The sequence below is a fragment of the Aeromonas taiwanensis genome, from assembly GCF_000820165.1.
GTDB lineage: Bacteria > Pseudomonadota > Gammaproteobacteria > Enterobacterales > Aeromonadaceae > Aeromonas > Aeromonas taiwanensis.
Map to the genome: position 1 here is coordinate 67,933 of NZ_CDDD01000037.1, position 18,191 is coordinate 86,123.

An 18,191-nucleotide genomic window follows, 5' to 3' on the forward strand; every position below is an offset into this window, starting at 1 on the left:
AATCCACGGGCGGTAGCGTCTTCTTATAGAAAATAGCTCTAACCCGACAAGCATTAGATATAATACATCCAATCAACCCCAAATCGGATAATAAAACATGAACACGCCTTCCTTTTCAGAATTTTTGAGTCCAATAAGCGTTAGGTTGGAACAAATTTTATTAGACCCTAATAACCCCAGATTTTCAGACCTAGGGGAGGAAGTTCATCCTATACAAGAAGGTCGATTCGCAGACGAGAGAGTCCAATCTCATACATTTGAGAGAATGAAAGCAGATAGTTTTGATGTATCAGAGTTAAGGGATACAATAAAAACTCTTGGTTTCCTACCTATGGATAAAATCGTACTTCGTCGTTGGACAGGAAATCAGGATGAAAATATTAAATATGTAGTTGTAGAGGGAAATCGCCGTGTAACAGCCTTAAAATGGCTTATACATTTACATGATATAGGGCGAGAAACATTTAGTGCAGAACAAATTGAAAACTTCACACATCTAGATTGCTTATTGATCGATGACTCTCGTGCTCCTGATTCAATTTATTTGATTTTGCCAGGATTGCGTCATGTGTCTGGGATTAAAGAGTGGGGGCCATACCAGAAAGCCAAGGCAGTATATGGATTACGATGCTCAGGTCTAAGCCCGCAACAGGCTGCACAGTCATTAGGTCTATCCACTAGAGCGGCAAATAGTGCATATCGTTGCTTTTTAGCGCTGGAAGCAATGAAAGAGGATGAAGAATATGGTGAGTATGCTCAACCCAAAATGTACAGTTACTTTGAAGAAGTATTTAAAAAACCAAATTTAAAGTCATGGCTAGGTTGGAGTGATGAAAGAGAGTCATTTTTAGAGGAAGATCGTGTTGCTGAATTTTATAGCTGGATTGTTCCACTTGAAGGCGAAGATAGTGAAAAAATCACTACCGCAATTCAAGTTCGAGAGCTTGCAGCAATTATTAATGATGAGGAAGCTATAGCTATCTTGCGCAGTCCATCTGGCACTCTGGCAAGGGCTCTTGCTCGTTATGAAGCAGACCATCCTCAAGACTGGTTACCCAAAATAAAAGCTGCAACTAGTGCCCTAAGGGCGTTAACGCCTGAAACCTTACGAGCAATGCAACCAGAATATCTTGCCGCATTAGAAGCATTATTAAGCCAAACTCAATCAACTATTAATGACAGGCAAGTATTGCTATCTCGGGAATAAATATGGCCAATATACCATCACAAGTTATTAAAGGGTGGCTTATTGCACGACTTAATAACACCGATTGGATATCTTTAATAGAGGTATTGATTGCTGTTATAAGAGTTGAGGCGCGTGGATTATCGACAGAAGAGATTGCTGAAATAGCCGAAGATCACATGCCACATATATCTCAATTACTAAGAGAGCAATTAGAGGCAGAGAGACTGTCTCAGGTCCCATCAGTATTTGAACTTGATGAAGAGAGTCCTCCATATATTAGATCTCTTATTAGTGATGAAATAAGAAGATTATCTAGAGACATATGTAGCATTGCTCCAGACAGGTTCGAAATAATATGCCAAGAAATTGTAAGTAAAATCGGAGGGGTATCTAATCAGCATATAGGGGGTGCTAATGATGGAGGTATTGATTTTATAGGGTATGACATTGTTCCTGATCAAGGTTATACGTACATACCACAATCAAGTAAAATCGTCATACTAGGTCAAGCTAAGCGATATGCTAGATCACACAATGTCAACCTCAATGAAATGCGCCAATTCGTCGGTTCCTGTAAAGCCAAAATAAATGACCTTAAACGTTCGGGTAAAATTGGTCCTTTTACACCTATAATGTGTGCATTTTGGACAACGAGTAACTTTAGTGCAGAAGCCGTAAATTATGCCAGACAAATTGGAGTTTGGTATATGGATGGTATATCAATAGCTAAAGCAATCAGAACTTTTGAAATTAACATTGACATGCATTAATAATTTCCAGAGATCATCATAACTGGCATATCCGAGTCATGAACATTTTAGTTTAAAATGAAAAGGCGACCATCTGGTCGCCTTTTTATTTCTATCTCTTCCACATCAGGAATATCACCGCGCCGGTCGCTTGGCTGCCCCGCCTTTTGCGGCAGGCTTGCCGCCCTGAGTGGCGGGTTTGGCGCCCGGCTTGGCAGAGCCAGCGCGGGTCGGGGCCTTGCCCTTATGGGCCGGTTTCCCCTGCCCTGCCGGTTTGCCCTGGGCTGCACCCTGTCCAGCCCCCTGAGCGGCAGGCTTGCCGTTGCCGGCACCTTTCTGGAGCTGAGAGCCCACCGGTTTGCCATTGCCGGCCTTGCCGCCGTTTCTGCTGGCTGCCGGGGCATTCCCTGCACCAGCCTCGCTGCGGGCGCCCTTGTTGCCAGCCCCGTTGCTGCGCTGATGGGTGATGGCGCTGTGGCGGGTCAGGGCCGGTTTCAGGCCCTTGTTGCGGCTGCGCTCGGCTTTGGCTTCGCCACGCCCTTCCGGCGGCACCAGGCAGTCGGGGCCGTTGCCAATCAGGTGGCCCTTGCCCATCTCCAGCAAGGCTTCGCGGATCATGGGCCAGCCGGCCGGATCGTGATAGCGCAGCAGCGCCTTGTGCAGGCGACGGCGACGCTCCCCTTTCACCACGAACACGTCCCCGCCCTGGCGGCTCACCTTGTTGAGGGGGTTTTTCTCCGTGTAATACATGGTGGTGGCGTTGGCGAGCGGCGACGGGTAGAAGTTCTGCACCTGATCGAGCTTGAAGCGGTTGGATTTGATCCAGAGCGCCATGTTCACCATGTCCTCATCCGTGGTGCCCGGGTGGGCGGAGATGAAGTAGGGGATCAGGTACTGCTGCTTGCCCGCCTCCTTGGAGTACTTGTCGAACAGCTCCTTGAAGCTGTAGTAGCTGCCCATGCCCGGCTTCATCATCTTGGAGAGCGGGCCCTCCTCGGTGTGCTCCGGCGCTATCTTGAGGTAGCCGCCGACGTGGTACTTGGCCAGCTCCTTGATATAGCGCGGATCTTCCACCGCGATGTCGTAGCGCACCCCGGAGGCGATCAGTATCTTCTTGATGCCCTTGAGGTCGCGCGCCTTGCGATAGAGGTTGATGGTCGGGCTGTGGTCTGTGTCCATGTGCGGGCAGATGGTCGGCCAGACGCAGGAGGCGCGGCGACAGGTCTGCTCGGCCTTGGGGCTCTTGCAACGCAGCTTGTACATGTTGGCGGTGGGGCCGCCGAGATCCGAGATGACGCCGGTAAAGCCCGGCACCTTGTCGCGGATCTCTTCGATTTCTTTGAGGATTGACTCTTCCGAGCGGCTCTGGATGATGCGCCCCTCGTGCTCTGTGATGGAGCAGAAGGAGCAGCCGCCGAAGCAACCGCGCATGATGTTGACCGAGGTCTTGATCATGTCGTAGGCCGGGATCTTCTCCTTGCCATAGGCCGGGTGTGGCACCCGCTGGTACGGCAGGCCGAACACGCCGTCCATCTCGTCGGTTTCGAGGGGGAAGGCGGGCGGGTTGACCCAGATGATGCGATCGCCGTGGGCCTGGGAGAGCGCGCGGGCACAGCCGGGGTTGGTCTCGTGGTGCAGGATGCGGGACGCGTGGGCGTAGAGCACCTTGTCTTCCTTCACACGCTCGAACGCCGGCAGCTTGACGTAGGTCTTCTCCCACGGCTTTTGCTTCGGCGGCTGCACCAGGATGGGTTTGGCCTCCTGCTCCATCGGCGCGGTGCCTTCGTCGTCCGCGCAGGGGGCCCCTTCCATATAGGGGTTGGGGATGGGATCGATGCGGCCAATCTGGTCGAGCTTGCTCGAATCCACCCCGCGCCAGCCCGGCAGCGGCTCCTTGCGGATGACGGCGGTGCCGCGAATGTCCTGCATGGTCTCGATGGTCTCGCCACCGGCGATGCGGTGAGCCACCTCCACCAGGGGGCGCTCGGCGTTACCGTAGATGAGGATGTCGGCCTTGGCGTCGATCAGGATCGAGCGACGGATGGTCTCGGACCAGTAGTCGTAGTGGGCGATGCGGCGCAGGGACGCCTCGATGCCGCCGATGACCACGGGGACCTCTTTATAGGCCTCCTTGCAGCGCTGGGTATAGACCAGGGTCGCGCGGTCCGGCCGCTTGCCGCCCACATCCCCGGGGGTGTAGGCGTCGTCGTGGCGCAGCTTCTTGTCGGCGGTGTAGCGGTTGATCATGGAGTCCATGTTGCCCGCGGTCACCCCGTAGAAGAGGTTCGGCTTGCCCAGGCGCATAAAGTCATCCTTCGACGACCAGTCCGGCTGGGCGATGATGCCGACCCGAAAGCCCTGGGATTCGAGCATGCGGCCGATCACCGCCATGCCGAAGCTCGGGTGATCCACGTAGGCATCCCCCGTGACCAGCACGATGTCGCAGCTGTCCCAGCCGAGCTTGTCCATCTCCGCACGGGACATGGGCAGGAAGGGCGCCGTGCCGTAGCACTCGGCCCAGTAGCGGGGATAGGAGAAGAGGTTGGTAACCGGCTGCATTTTGACCACCTGGAACAATTCGGGTCGCGCATTATACCGGCAGAGCAAGGCGGGGGCGACGGCTTTTTGCCCCCACAGAACGCGAGGGGAAAGGGCCCCTTCGGGCGGGCACGGCAGGCCGGCGTAACAAACTTGGATCTCATCAACAAGCAGGGCGCCCATTGGCGCCCTGCTTATGGCATCGTGGGTCGGCCAGCTAGGCCGCCGGCTGGTCCCGCCCTTTCTGGGGCGTTCCCTCGTCCGGGAGGGACTGGCGCTCTGGCGTCGCCGCCGGCGCATCGCCCGCAAGCACTTTGCCCGCCAGCACCTCGTCCACCAGCCTGTCCCTCGCCCCCGTCATGCCCGCGCGTCTGGCGATCAGCTGATAGATGGCGGGCACCACCAGCAGGGTGACCAGGGTCGCGAGCGACAGCCCGAAGAACACCACGGTGCCCACGGCCATCCGGCTCTCGTAGCCCGCCCCCATGGAGATCATCAGGGGCACGGCACCGATGATGGCGGTGAGCGAGGTCATCAATATGGGGCGCAGGCGGCGCACCGAGCCTGCGATGATCGCCTCCTCGAACCCTTCGCCGCGCTGGCGCAGCTGGTTGATGAACTCGACGATGAGGATGCCGTTCTTGGTCACCATGCCGATCAGCATGATCATGCCGATCTGGCTGTAGATGCTGAGCTCCTGCCCCGTGAGCCAGAGGCCGAGCAGGCCGCCGAAGATGCCGAGCGGCACCGTCATCATCACCACCGCCGGGGTCAGCAGGCTCTCGAACTGGGCCACCAGCACCAGATAGACCACCAGCAGGGCGAGGCCGAACACCAGCACCATCTCCCCCTGGTTGTCGCGATAGTCCTTGGACTCGCCGGCGTAATCCACCGACATGCCGGTGGGCAGGTGATCTGCGGCCCAGCTATCCAGGAAGTTCAGGGCCTCCCCCAGGGTGTGGCCGGGGGCCACGTCCGCGGTGAGGGCAACCGCCTTCTGACGCTGGTAGTGGTTGAGGCGCTGGGGGCTCGCCACCTGGGTGACGGTGGCCAGGGTCGAGAGACTCACCATCTCGCCGCTCGCGGCCTTGAGATAGATGCGGCTGACGTCCGAGATGCCGTTGAACTGGGTCTGGTTGGCGCGCAGGTAGACGTCATACTCCTCGCCCCTGTCCACATAGGTGGTCTGGCTGACGCCGCCAAGCAGGGCCTGCAACGAGCTCGCCACGGTCGAGACCGGGATGCCGAGCTGGCTCGCCCGCTCCCGCTCTATGGTCACCTGCAGCTCCGGGGTCTTCTCGGCGTAGTCGAGATCCGGGCTCAGCATCAGGCCGCTCTGGGTGGCGGCTTCCTTGAGCGCCAGACCCTGCTGATAGAGCTCGCCATAGTCGGAGCCCTGCAGCACGAACTGGACGGCGGCGGTGGAGCCGCCCCGAAAGCCCGGCTGGAAGGTGCGGATCATCACGTCCGGGATGCCGGCGAGCAGGCCGCTGAGGCTGCGGCCAAACTCGGTGGCGGTCACATCCCGCTCGGCCCAGTCGGTGAGCTGGATGATGGCCATGCCGGTCTGATCGCCGCCGCGCCCGAAGGCCGGGGTGCTGAAGCTCATGGCCTGCACCACCCCCTGGCCGAGCAGCGGCAGGATGGCGGCCTCCACCTGCTGCATGTTGCGCTTCATGCGCTCGATGCTGGTGCCCTCGGCCCCCTTCACGAAGACGTAGAGCACGCCCCTGTCTTCGGTCGGGGTGAGGCTCGCGGGCAGCTTGCCAAACAGGGCGCCGATGCCGCCGAGGCAGAGCAGCAGCACCAGAGGCATCCAGATGGCGCGGCGCAGCACCCAGCCGAGCAGGCGGCGGTAGCGTTCCTCCACCCAGCCAAGGCCCCGGTCCAGGGTGGCGGTCAGGGCGTTGGGTTTATGGACGGCCCGCATCAGCCAGGAGCCCATGGCCGGGGTCAGGGTCAGGGCCACCAAGGAGGAGAAGAGCACGGCGAGCGACAACAGAATGGCAAACTCGGTGAAGAGCCGGCCCACCATGCCGTCCATGAAGGCGATGGGCACGAACACCATCACCAGCACGGCGGTGGTGGCGATGACCGCGAAGCCCACCTCCCGGGTGCCGTGCCAGGCCGCCATCAGGGGAGATTCCCCCCGCTGCAGGTGGTGGTGGATGTTCTCCACCACCACGATGGCGTCATCCACCACCAGGCCGATGGCGAGGATCAGCGCCAGCAAGGTGATGAGGTTGATGGAAAAACCCAGATACCAGGCACCGATAAAGGCCGAGATGAGGGAGACGGGTACCGTGATGGCCGGGATGAGCGTGGTACGCCCCTGACCGAGGAAGAGGTAGAGCACGGCCACCACCAGCACGGCACAGATGGCGAGCGTCTCGTACACCTCGTCGATGGCCTGCTTGATGAAGATGGTGGAGTCGTAGTCCACCTCCAGGCTGGCCCCTTCCGGCAGGAAGCGCTGCATCTCCACGAGCTTCTTCTCGATGCCCTGGGCCACGGCCAGGGGGTTCGCGGTGGACTGTGCCACTATGCCGATCCCCAGGCTCTCGCGACCATTGCGCTGGTAGGCGCTGTCTTCATTCTTGGCCCCCACCTCCACATCCGCGATGTCGGCCAGGTAGATGCTCTCGCCGTTGGCGGCGGTCGTCACCGGCAGGGAGCGGAAATCCTCGGCGCTGTGATAGAGGCGCGCGATCTGCACCGCCATGGTCATGCTGTTGTTGCGGATCTCCCCCCCCGGCAGCTCGATGTTCTCCCGCTTGAGGGCGTCCTGCACGTCCGCCACCGTGATGCCGCGGGCGGCCATGTCGGCGGGGCGCAGTCGCACATACATTACCTGGGTCAGATCCCCGGAGAGGGAGACCTCGCTCACCCCGTCCACCAGGCTCAGGGGATCCACCAGCATGCGGTTCGCGTAGTCGGTCAGGGCGGTGCGGTCCATCTGGGTGCTGCTGAAGTTCAGCCAGATCGCCACGTCGCCGTTGCCGTTGTCCTTGGTCACCATGGGCTCGTCGGCGTCGTCAGGGAGCCTCGGCCTCGCGCGGGAGATGGCGTCGCGCACGTCGGAGGTGCCCTCCAGCATGTTCCAGCCGAGCTTGAACTCCACCGTGATGGAGGAGCGCCCCTTGCGGGTCACCGAGTTGATGTTCTTGATGCCGCTGATACCGGAGAGCTGGTCCTCGATGGGCTTGGTGACCTGGCTCTCCATCACCTCGGGGGCGGCCCCCTCATAGGTAGTGGTGATGGAGACGGACGGGGTCTGCACGTCCGGCATCTCCCTGACCGTCAGCTTGCTGAAGGCCACGAGGCCGAACACGGTGAGCAGGGCGCTGATGACCACCGCCACCAGGGGGCGACGCACTGAGATATCGGAGAGCCACATCAGCCTTTTACCTCGCTCAGGTCGTGCACCAGGGCACCGTCGCGCAGGTTCACCAGCCCCTCGACCGCGATGCGATCGCCGACGTTCAACCCCTTCAGCACCCACACTTCTTCGCCGTGGGTGTCACCGAGTTCCACCGGGATGCGCTTCACCCGGCCGTCCGCCTCCAGGCGATAGACGAAGCGCTGCTCGCCGGCGTACTCCACCGACTGGGCGGGGATCAGGGTCATCTTCTGGGCCGGCAGGGAGAGCTCCACGTTCATCAGCATGCCGGGGCGCAGCTGGCCGCCGGGATTGGGCAGGATGACCCGCGCCTTGATGTTCTGGGTGTCGTTGGAAACTCGGCTGTCGAGGGTCTCCAGCACGCCGGAGAAGGATTGATCCGGCCAGGCGGAGCTGGTCGCCGTCACCGTCATGCCGGGGCGCAGCAGGGAGAGGTAGCGCTCCGGCACCGCCAGATCGAGGCGCAGCCTGGCCAGCTCGTCCAGGTGCAGCAGCACGTCGCCGCTGTTGACCAGGGCCCCTTCGCTCAAGTCGATGAGGCTGACGGTGCCGTCAAAGGGGGCGGCCAGGGTGCGCAAGGAGAGCTCGTAGCGGGCCGCGTCCACCCGCGCCTGGGCCTGGGCCACCGTGGCCTCCTGCCCTTCCAGTTCGGAGGTGGTGACGGCGCCGCGGGCCACCAGCTTGCGCATGTCCCGCAGCTTGCGCGCCTCGTCACGCACGCTGGCGCTCTGCTCGGCCAGCTCCGCCTGTTGCTTGCCCGCGTCCAGGGCGATCAGGGTCTCCCCCTGCCTGACCTGCTGGCCGGAGCGCACCGCTATGGTGACGATGCGGCCGGTCACCTCCGGGCTCACCACCACGGAGCGATTGGCCGCCAGCTTGCTCACCAGCTTGATGGAGGGCTCGGCCAGGCTCTGCCTGACCGTCTCGGCCCGAATGTTGATCTGCTTTGGCGCAGGCTTGCTGGCGGGAGCATCCTGGCGCAGGTGCCAGGCACCCGCCGCCAGCAACAGAAGAAGAGGGAAGAGCCACAGCCACACGCGCGTTTTCATCAAGGGATCCATGCCGTCAAAAAGAGAAGAAGAGAAGGAACTTCATCAAGGATGGCACCATGTTACTCCCTGACTATGCCGTGACTATGTATAAATGTGACAAAACGTAACAGGGCGGCAGAGGATCAACAAAATGTCATCTTCCCGGGACGATAAGGGGTGTTGTACCTTAGACTGAACGTCGATTCCTGCCATCAGCCCGGAACGCTCATGCCCATACCTTCCCCTGCCTTTGCCAGATATCGCTTGCAGTGGCTGCTGCTGGGGTTGAGCCTGCTTCTGTTGCTGCTCGCCCTGCAGCACGCCTTTCATCAGGTCACCGAGCTGAACAAGCGCGACACCATCAATGCCGCCACCCATTTCAGCAGCCAGTACCAGCGCATGGAGGCCTTTCTTGAAGCCATGCGCGGCCAGGCGGAAGAGCGCCTGCGCACCGACCCCAGATCCGTGCTCTCCCACCAGCTGTATCAGGCGCTGCAGGACGACGGGGAACACGGCATCACCCTGGATCGCATCCCCGTCGGCCTGCCTCCCGCCCTCATCGGCAATCTGACCGGGTTGAGCCCGCGGCCCCCGGCGGACAGTCAGCGGGAAGCCAGAATGCACCTGGCCCTCAGCCTCTCGCCCCTGCTCGCCACCGCCAGCAAGCTGCTGGGCAAGGAGGCGGCCTGGATCTACTTCACCGGCAAGGACAACTTCATCTATCTCTATCCCTGGGTGCCATCGAGTCAGTTTCGCTTCAGCCCCCTCATCTACAACACGGCTTACTGGCAAGAGGCTCTTACTCAACTTTCCCCTTCGGAGCACGCCATCCTCTCGCGCCCCTATCAGGATCTTGCGGGCCAGGGACGGATGGTCACCCTCTCCCAACCCATTACCCAGACCGGCGAGATCACCGGCCTGATCAGCATCGACATCGAGACCGCCACCCTGGCGCAGACCCTGCGCCGGCTCGCCCCCCAGGTGGGTACCCTGTTCCTGGTCAATGCGCACCAGCAGATCCTCGCCAGCAGCCAGTCCGGCACGGCCCCGCCCCTCACCCGGCAGGCGCAAAAGGAGGGTTATCGCTGGCAGCAGGGAGCCTTGCAGCTCACGCACACCATCCCCGGCACCCCGCTCACCCTGATCCATCGCATTGCGCTGCTGCCCCTTTTGCAGATATTGCTGTGGGAGTCGGCCACGGCGCTGCTCACCGTGCTCTGCCTGGTGATCGCGACTCTGTCTAGCCTGCACGTACGCAGCCTCAATCGGCGCCTGAACTACCTCTCCCGTCACGATGCCCTGACCGGCGCCTTCAACCGCCACTACTTCGATGCCTTCGAACACAGTCATGCCGAGGCCGGCACCCGCCAGATCGGCGCCATCATGTTCGACTGCGATCACTTCAAGCAGGTCAACGACCGCTTCGGCCACGAGGTGGGGGACGAGGTGCTGATCCGGCTGGTGGCGCTGTGCCACACCCTGCTGCCCCGGGCGTGCCACCTGATCCGCTGGGGGGGTGAGGAGTTCCTGCTGCTCGTCACCGACCGGCGCCTCCCCCTCGCCCCCCTCGCCGAGCGGCTGCGCCTTGCCATCGAGGCGCACCCCTGGACCGACATCGCACCCGACCTGAGGGTCACGGTCAGCCTGGGCCATTGCCGCCAGAGTCAGGCCGCCACGTTGCAGGAGGCCATTCGCCGCGCCGATCTCGCCCTCTATCAGGCCAAGGCCAAGGGTCGCAATCGAAGCGAAGGCTGGCGGGATGACGGGCAGGAACAGTCGGGGTAAGCTGGACCCCCAACTCACCATCAGGAGACGCACTGTGTCACGAAAACCCCGCCTGGGCCTGGCCCTGGGCAGCGGCGCCGCCCGAGGATGGGCGCACATCGGCATCATACGGGCGCTGGAGCGCCTCGGCGTCAAGCCGGATCTGGTGGCGGGCTGCTCCATCGGCAGCTTCGTCGGCGCCGCCTATGCCGCCGGTGAACTGGACAAGCTGGAGAGCTGGGTACGCGGCTTCAACCGCTTGCAGGTGATGGGGCTGCTCGATCCCGCCCTCTCCGGCGGCCTGTTCCGCGGTGACAAGGTGTTCGGCATCGCCGCCGCCCATCTGGGGGATCCCCCCATGGAGAGCCTGCCGCTCCCCTTCGCCTGCGTCGCCACCGAGCTCGATACCGGCCGCGAGATCTGGTTGCAGCAAGGTCCCCTGCGCCAGTGCGTGCGCGCCTCCTGCGGCATGCCCGGCATTCTGACCCCGACCCGGATCGACGACCGCTGGCTGGTGGATGGCGCCGTGGTCAACCCCGTGCCCATCTCGCTGGCCCGCGCCATGGGGGCCGAGGTGGTGATCGCCGTCAACCTCAACACCGACCTGCACCAGCCCTGGACGGACGAACCGGACGAGCCCGCCCCTGGCGGCCTCTTCAGCCAGTGGCTGGGCCGCGGCGAGCCCAGTACCCCGGGCATGTGGGGGGTGATGACCGGCTCCATCAACATCATGCAGGAGCGTATCACCCGGGCCCGGATGGCCGGTGACCCCCCCGAGATCCAGCTCTGCCCCCGCCTTGGCAACCTCTCCATCATGGATTTTCACCGCGCAGGCGAGGCTATCAGCGAGGGAGAGGCTTGCGTCGAGCGCAACCTGGACCAGCTCAAGGAGGAGCTCTCCCGGCTCGGCCTGCTCTGACACTCGGGGATACCCATGAAAAGAGCGCCATCAGGCGCTCTTTTGCTCTCTGGCCCGGTGTTTCAGAACAGCCCCAGCCCCTTGAGCATCACGACCAGGATCAGCAGCGGCGACACGTAGCGGATGATAAAGAAGAGCGGCTTGAGGATGGGCAGCGCCAGCGTGCCGCCATTGGTCAGTGCCCCCTTCATCCGCTCGAAACCCCAGACCCAGCCGACGAACAGGCAGAGGAGGATGCCGCCAAGGGGCATCAGTACGTTGGAGGAGATGAAGTCGAACAGATCGAAGAAGGTCTTGCCGGCGATCTGCACCTGCGCCAGCGTGCTGTTGGAGAGCGCACAGGTCGAGCCGACCGCCCCCAGCACCAGCAGGTTGATGAGTGTCGCCTTCCGCCGGCTCATCTGGAAGCGCTCGGAGAGCACCGAGACCGGCACCTCCAGGATCGAGAGCATGGCCCCGGTGGCCGCAATGGCGGAGAGCACGAAGAAGAGCACCATGAAGAGGTGGCCAAACGGAATGCTGGCAAACACCGCCGGGATGGTGATGAACAGCAAGGAGGGGCCGGCACTTGGCTCGAAGCCGAAGGCGAATACGGCCGGGAAGATGGCGATCCCCGCCAGCATGGAGACGAAGAGATCGGCGCACATCACCCGGACCGTGATGAGGGGGATGTGCTGATCATCCCGAAAGTAGCTGCCATAGGTCATCATGGTGCCCATGCCGATGGAGAGCTTGAAGAACGCCAGTCCCATGGCCGTCAGCACCACGCCGGCGGTCACCTTGGAAAAATCCGGTGAGAACAGGAAGCGCAACCCCTCGCTTGCCCCGGGCAGGGTCAGGCTGCGGATGCCTATCACCAGCAGCAGGATGAACAGCAGCGGCATCAGCTTCTTGGTGACCGCCTCGATCCCCTTGGCCACCCCCATCAGCAGTATGCCCCCCATCAGGGCCAGCACCAGCCACTGCCACAGCAGGCTCTGCCAGGGATCCGTGATGAGCGCGTTGAAGGCCGCGCCGGTGACGGCGGGATCGGTCGAGAGGATGTCGCCGCTGGCCGCCTTGAAGACATAGGCAAACACCCAGGCCGCCACCTCGGAGTAGAACGACATGATGAGGAAGGCCGCCGTCACCCCCATGGCCGCAATCAGCCACCAGGGTTGCCCCTTGGGGGCCAGCTTGATGAGCCCGCTCACCACATCGGACTTCGTCTGACGCCCCAGCATGATCTCGGAGATCATCACCGGCAGCCCCACCAGCAGGGTGGCGAGGAGATAGACCAGCAGAAAACCGGCGCCGCCATTCTCCCCGGTCAGGTAGGGGAACTTCCAGATATTGCCGAGCCCGACGGCCGACCCCAGGGTCGCGGCCAGCACGCCAAAGGTACTGGTGAAACCATCTCTTGCCTTGGGAGTGGAATGACTCATATTTGTCTCGTCACATGCATCAGGGATATGAACTCACAGCGTCGGAATATTCCGGGGATTAATCCAGTTCAACAAATTGATTCAGTTGAAATATTTACTCACGGAACACGACGTAATATTTATTTAAACAGAGTATCTTTTTGATAAATAAAAAATGCCGCCCCGAAGGCGGCATTTTTATCCAGGGGCTGGCGATCAGGCCTTGGCAATATCGTCCGGACCAATCTGGCCGATTTCGGCGACTTTCTTGTCAGCCAGCAGCCAGAGGGTGAACTTGTGCAGTTCCGGGTGGTGAGCCAGGGCAACCAGGAAGGCGCCTCCAACTTCACGGTAACCCAGTTCATAGTTCTTCAGCGTGGTTGGGGGGACACCCAGCAGATCAGCAAACTTGGGACGGCTCAGGCCTACCGCTTCGCGGATCTGACGGATCTTCTTGCCAACAGTTACGATATTTGAATTCATGTGTTCCATACTCCGTTCGGCGGATTGACTCCACCTTTATTTTTCGCGACGACTCGTAGTCAAGTGTATCAGTTTTGAACGGACTCGTTATGGTCGAGTCTCTATCTATAATCAGCGTCTTTCGACGACAACCCTAACAAACCTCGGGGATGGTAATCGCAGAGCCGCTTCAGGTAAACAGTCTCGAAAAGAAACCTTTATTCTTGCCCCGCCTTAGCTCGTATAATTCTCCGATTATCCCTTCAGGAGTAATCAATATGGCATTTCCCGGCATCATCTCCCGTCTTCATCCCGGTTCGGGGCCAGACTCTCTCCTCCGTCAGCTCAGCCAGGGCCAGCAGACCCGGGCCGAGGCGTTCTGGCTGCCCGCGACCATGCAGGGTGACGCCGCCACCGTGCTGGCCGCGCTGTCCGACAAATGCAGTCTCTATCTCGAAGGTCCGACGACACTGATACTGCGCAGCCACGACGGGATCCTGCAGGAGGATGGCACCCTGAAACTTGGAAATGGCAACCATATGAAGCTCTCCATGGAGAGAGGAGATGGGGGCATTGTCCCCGAGCAGGGTCTTCAGGAGATGGACACCTGGCTGGCTGCCGGACACCTGCATTTCATCTGTTCAGCTGCGGTTCAGCCTGTGGCGCGGGCCATCCTCAATATCTGGCCCCTCGACCCCTATCTCGCCCGCCATTTTTTGCTCAGTTTCACACCCTTGCTATGCGAAGCAACTGAGGCCGATTATCTCGCCGTCTTCTCGGCAAGGGAAAATGGCGCCACCCCGCAGAATGACTGGGCTCAGGCCTATATGAAGCTTGAGAAAAAGCTGCACCGCGCCTACTTGGATCACTAATAAATTCGAAGAAACAGCCAGTTATCCATACGACACAATTTGCCCCATCCCTTATCTGTGAGCTTGATCATGTTTTGAAATGGGCATAAAGTGCGCCACGTCATCGGAATGACTCGGCTGTTCGTGACGGCGTTTGTGCACTGTCGACAGTGCAACCCGATCACTTGTGCACCCAGATGCGTGCCTCCTGGATGGATCTAGGATCCCTGTTCGTGCCAACCCAGGTTGGTCGACAGAGCCAGCAGCTTAAATAAATTACAAGTGCGAAGCACGTGAACAACGTGCCATCTCAACGAGGATTATTTTATGATGAAAATGGCTCCTTCCATGATCGCCATCGCCATGGCTGCCATGGGTGCAACTGCAGCTCACGCCGCTGACGACATCTACTTCGGTGCCGGTGTTGGTGCAACTCACTTCAACGGTCTGAACAAGATCGAAGGCGTGACCTCTGGTGAAGAAGACGCGACTGCTGCCAACGCATTCGTCGGTTACAACTTCAACGAATACTTCGGTTCCGAGCTGGGCTACCAGTACACCGGCCGTGGTAACACCGATGGCAACCGTTACGAGAGCCAGGGTGCCACCCTGTCCGGTATCGCTCGTCTGCCGCTGGGCTACGACTTCTCCCTGTTCGCTGAAGGCGGCGCCTACTGGGGCCACACCGACGGCCTGGGCACCAGCGACAGCAAGGTATCTCCGCTGGCTGGCGCCGGTGTGACCTACAAGGTCAACGACGCTCTGGACCTGCAAGCTCGCTACCGCTACATGTGGGACGTGGCTGATCTGCACGACGGCAACGTACGCTACAAAGCCGACCAGAGCATTGCGACCCTGGAAGCCGTTTACCACCCGTTCCGCACTTCCTACGTAGCTCCGGCTCCGGCCCCGGTTGTTGAAGAAGCTCCGGCTCCGGCTCCGCAAGTTGTTGAGAAGAACTTCGCCCTGAACTCCGACGTGCTGTTTGCCTTTGGCAAAGACACCCTGAAGGCTGAAGGCGTGGAAGCTCTGAACGCGCTGTACCAGCAGATCATCGAGTTCCAGCCGAAAGACGGTAACGCCGTTGTTGTTGGTTACTCCGACCGTATCGGTTCCGACGCTTACAACCAGAAGCTGTCTGAAGCCCGTGCTCGCACCGTTGCCAACTTCCTGGTCAGCAAGGGCATGGCTGCCAGCAAGGTTGCCATCGAAGGTCGCGGCGAAGCCAACCCGGTCACCGGCACCAAGTGTGACGGCGTCAAGGCCAAGGCTCAGCTGATCTCCTGCCTGGCTCCGGACCGTCGCGTAGAAGTTCGCGTATCCGGCGTACAAGAAGTTCAGCAGTAATCTGACCTCGCTCAGATAACGCAAAAAGGGGATGCCACGGCATCCCCTTTTGCTTTGTCATCTCCCCCAGCGACAGCCCCTGTCTCATCCCCGCTTGTCTTCTTTCCCTCTGCTCTCGTGGTTGTCCCCTGGCACCCGGGCCTGCGCTGCATATCTGAGCAGAAACTTGATCATGCCGATTCAAAAGAATACAGTAGCAACGCTTGTAAGACATTGGATGAACTATTAAAAGTGCTGAACGCCCGGTTAGTTGTCCATGGAGAACAGCTTCATGAGTATCCAGGTTTCCATCCGTTTTTTATTCAAGCCGTCCGTGATCCATCACGGAGTCGCAACATGAAGTGTCATCTGCGACCGGTATAACAAAGAGTGCGCATTCGCCTGTAGCACGGCAACTCAACGAGGATAAAACGATGAAAATGAAAGTGGCACCAACCCTGATTGCTCTGGCTATCGCAGCCATGGGAACTACCACCGCTCAGGCGGCCAACGACTGGTACACCGGTATGGGTGCTGGTTGGGCATATGGCCATGACCTGGACTCCTTCGGCCTGGATGCCGACAAGGACGCCACCGCACTCTCCCTGTTCGGCGGCTACAACTTCACCGAAAACTTCGGTGCCGAGCTGGGCTACCTCTATGCCGGCAAGGCTGGCGTCGACGGCGTCGACTTCAAGACCCAGGGCGCGACCCTGTCCGGTATCGCCCGCCTGCCCATGGGTGACATCTTCTCCGTTTTTGCCGAAGGCGGTGCCTATTTCAACCACGTCAACGGCAATGGTGACAGCGACAACGGTACTGCCCCGCTGGCCGGCCTGGGTCTGACCGCCAAGCTCTCCGACCTCCTCGATCTGCAGGCCCGCTACCGCTACATGTGGGATCTGGGTGACGATCAGAAGACCTGGCAGACCGACATGAGCGTCGCCACCCTGGAACTGGTGATGCACCCGAACCGCACCTCCTATGTCGCACCTGTGCCTGCCCCTGCCCCGGAGCCGGCACCTGAGCCCGTCATGGTCGACAAGAACTTCTCCCTGAGCTCCGACGTGCTGTTTGCCTTCGGCAAATCCACCCTGAAGCCGGAAGGTTCCGAGGCCCTCAACACCCTGTATCAGCAGATCGTTGACGTTCAGCCGAAAGATGGCAGCGCCGTGGTGGTGGGTTACACCGACCGCATCGGCTCCGATGCCTACAACCAGAAGCTGTCCGAAGCCCGTGCCCGTACCGTGGCTGACTTCCTGGTTGGCAAGGGTCTGCCGGCAGGCAAGGTCTCCATCGAAGGTCGCGGCGAAGCCAACCCGGTCACCGGCAACCAGTGTGACGGCGTCAAGGGCAAGAACGAGCTGATCTCCTGCCTGGCTCCGGATCGCCGCGTCGAAGTGCGCGTCACCGGCGTGCAGGAAGTACAGCAGTAATCGCTTAAGCACCATGCAAAAAAAGGGACCATACGGTCCCTTTTTTATTGCCTGCCGGGGCTGTCATCCTCCCGCTCCCACGCAGAAAAATTGCCCGCCGCTCTCACAGATTTTCCATATAGATGCGCCACTTAAGTGGTTAAAGCGGCCACATCGCCTATACATAGTGTTGGTTATACATAACAAAGGGCTGGGAGCCCTATAACACCCAACATCGACGAGGATACGCGATGAACATAAGACTGAAACCAATCTGGATTGCATTGGCATTGGCGACGGGAGCCGCCCAGGCGGCCCCTGCTCACGACTGGTACATAGGCGCGGGGGCGGGCTGGGCGTGGGCCCATGACATCGACGACTTCAAGATAGGCACGCAAACGGTTCAAGGCGTCGACGACAGCGACAACGCCTACAACGCCTTCGTGGGCTACAACTTCACCGAAAACCTGGGGGCCGAGCTGGGCTATCTGTCGGGAGGCGACTGGGACGTCAACGGCCACGAGTTCAGCAATCAGGGGGCCACCCTGTCGGTGATAGGCCGCCTGCCCCTGGGGGACATCTTCTCGGTGTTCGCCGAAGGGGGTGGTTACCTCTACAGCGTCAAGTCCATCAACGGCAGCGAGGACAACCTGGCGCCGCTGGCAGGGCTCGGGCTGACTGCCAGGTTGCACGACTGGGTCGACATCCAGGCCCGCTACCGCTATCTGGTGCGAGTGGGGGATGACTCGGACAACGACAAGGTGGACAGCGGCACCCATCGCTGGGTCAGTGACATCAGCACAGCCACCATCGAGCTGGTGCTGCACCCCAACCGTACCGTCGCCGCAGCCCCGGTGGCCGCCCCCATGGTAGCGGCTCCGCCCCCGGCCCCCGAGCCCGTGGATCAGACCTTCAACCTGAGTTCGGACGTACTGTTTGCCTTTGGCAAGGCCGACCTCAAGCCGGAAGGCATGGCCGCCCTGGATGATCTCTATCAGCAGATTGCCGACGTCAAGCCCAAGGACGGCAACGCCCTGGTGATGGGTTACACCGACCGCATCGGCTCGGACGCCAACAACCAGGCGCTGTCCGAGGCACGGGCCAGGACGGTGGCGGACTTCCTCATCGGCAAGGGGCTGCCTGC

The 18,191-nt window shown here is 60.3% G+C and carries 13 protein-coding genes; 8 read left to right on the top strand and 5 right to left on the bottom strand.

The window, feature by feature from the left end:
- Positions 1-97 precede the first annotated feature (97 nt).
- Both BN1136_RS20150 and BN1136_RS19730 read left to right on the top strand, forming a co-directional pair.
- Positions 98-1,207, top strand: a complete 1,110-nt coding sequence (locus BN1136_RS20150; RefSeq protein ID WP_152552598.1) for a hypothetical protein — start codon at positions 98-100, stop codon at positions 1,205-1,207.
- A gap of 2 nt (positions 1,208-1,209) precedes the next feature.
- A complete protein-coding gene (locus BN1136_RS19730; RefSeq protein ID WP_081843645.1) occupies positions 1,210-1,959 on the top strand; it encodes a restriction endonuclease in 750 nt (249 codons plus the stop codon).
- A 114-nt stretch (positions 1,960-2,073) separates the two neighbouring features.
- Here the strand turns inward: BN1136_RS19730 and BN1136_RS06690 are convergent, their stop codons facing one another.
- From BN1136_RS06690 to BN1136_RS06700, 3 genes are all read right to left on the bottom strand, one after another.
- On the bottom strand, positions 2,074-4,497 hold the full coding sequence (locus BN1136_RS06690) for a YgiQ family radical SAM protein (RefSeq protein WP_043758917.1): 2,424 nt from the start codon (positions 4,495-4,497) through the stop codon (positions 2,074-2,076).
- 196 nt (positions 4,498-4,693) lie between these two features.
- Positions 4,694-7,873: an efflux RND transporter permease subunit gene (locus tag BN1136_RS06695; RefSeq protein WP_231557837.1), complete on the bottom strand. Its 3,180-nt coding sequence runs from the start codon at positions 7,871-7,873 to the stop codon at positions 4,694-4,696.
- Positions 7,873-8,925 carry an efflux RND transporter periplasmic adaptor subunit gene (locus BN1136_RS06700; RefSeq protein ID WP_043758905.1) on the bottom strand — a complete coding sequence of 351 codons (1,053 nt, stop codon included), beginning with the start codon at positions 8,923-8,925 and terminating at the stop codon, positions 7,873-7,875. Before BN1136_RS06700 ends, BN1136_RS06695 begins: the two co-directional genes overlap by 1 nt.
- Before the next feature lie 210 nt (positions 8,926-9,135).
- On the opposite strand from BN1136_RS06700, the gene BN1136_RS06705 reads away from it, so the two are divergent.
- Together BN1136_RS06705 and BN1136_RS06710 are read left to right on the top strand one after the other, a co-directional pair.
- Complete coding sequence (locus BN1136_RS06705) at positions 9,136-10,692, top strand: sensor domain-containing diguanylate cyclase (protein ID WP_043758903.1); 1,557 nt, start codon at positions 9,136-9,138, stop codon at positions 10,690-10,692.
- A gap of 34 nt (positions 10,693-10,726) precedes the next feature.
- On the top strand, positions 10,727-11,590 hold the full coding sequence (locus tag BN1136_RS06710) for a patatin-like phospholipase family protein (RefSeq protein WP_043758901.1): 864 nt from the start codon (positions 10,727-10,729) through the stop codon (positions 11,588-11,590).
- A 62-nt stretch (positions 11,591-11,652) separates the two neighbouring features.
- Here the strand turns inward: BN1136_RS06710 and BN1136_RS06715 are convergent, their stop codons facing one another.
- Together BN1136_RS06715 and BN1136_RS06720 are read right to left on the bottom strand one after the other, a co-directional pair.
- On the bottom strand, positions 11,653-13,014 hold the full coding sequence (locus BN1136_RS06715; protein ID WP_043758899.1) for a sodium-dependent transporter: 1,362 nt from the start codon (positions 13,012-13,014) through the stop codon (positions 11,653-11,655).
- 195 nt (positions 13,015-13,209) lie between these two features.
- Positions 13,210-13,476 carry a helix-turn-helix domain-containing protein gene (locus BN1136_RS06720; protein WP_005298604.1) on the bottom strand — a complete coding sequence of 89 codons (267 nt, stop codon included), beginning with the start codon at positions 13,474-13,476 and terminating at the stop codon, positions 13,210-13,212.
- 257 nt (positions 13,477-13,733) lie between these two features.
- Here BN1136_RS06720 and BN1136_RS06725 point away from each other — a divergent pair, with 257 nt between their 5' ends.
- The 4 genes from BN1136_RS06725 to BN1136_RS06740 all read left to right on the top strand — a co-directional run.
- Positions 13,734-14,327: a hypothetical protein gene (locus BN1136_RS06725; protein ID WP_043758896.1), complete on the top strand. Its 594-nt coding sequence runs from the start codon at positions 13,734-13,736 to the stop codon at positions 14,325-14,327.
- Positions 14,328-14,633: 306 nt separating this feature from the next.
- Positions 14,634-15,653 carry a porin OmpA gene (gene ompA / locus BN1136_RS06730; protein ID WP_043758893.1) on the top strand — a complete coding sequence of 340 codons (1,020 nt, stop codon included), beginning with the start codon at positions 14,634-14,636 and terminating at the stop codon, positions 15,651-15,653.
- 413 nt (positions 15,654-16,066) lie between these two features.
- On the top strand, positions 16,067-17,068 hold the full coding sequence (ompA, locus tag BN1136_RS06735; RefSeq protein ID WP_043758892.1) for a porin OmpA: 1,002 nt from the start codon (positions 16,067-16,069) through the stop codon (positions 17,066-17,068).
- A 230-nt stretch (positions 17,069-17,298) separates the two neighbouring features.
- Positions 17,299-18,191, top strand: an 893-nt coding sequence (locus tag BN1136_RS06740) for an outer membrane beta-barrel protein (protein WP_043808226.1), incomplete at its 3' end; no start/stop codon positions are given.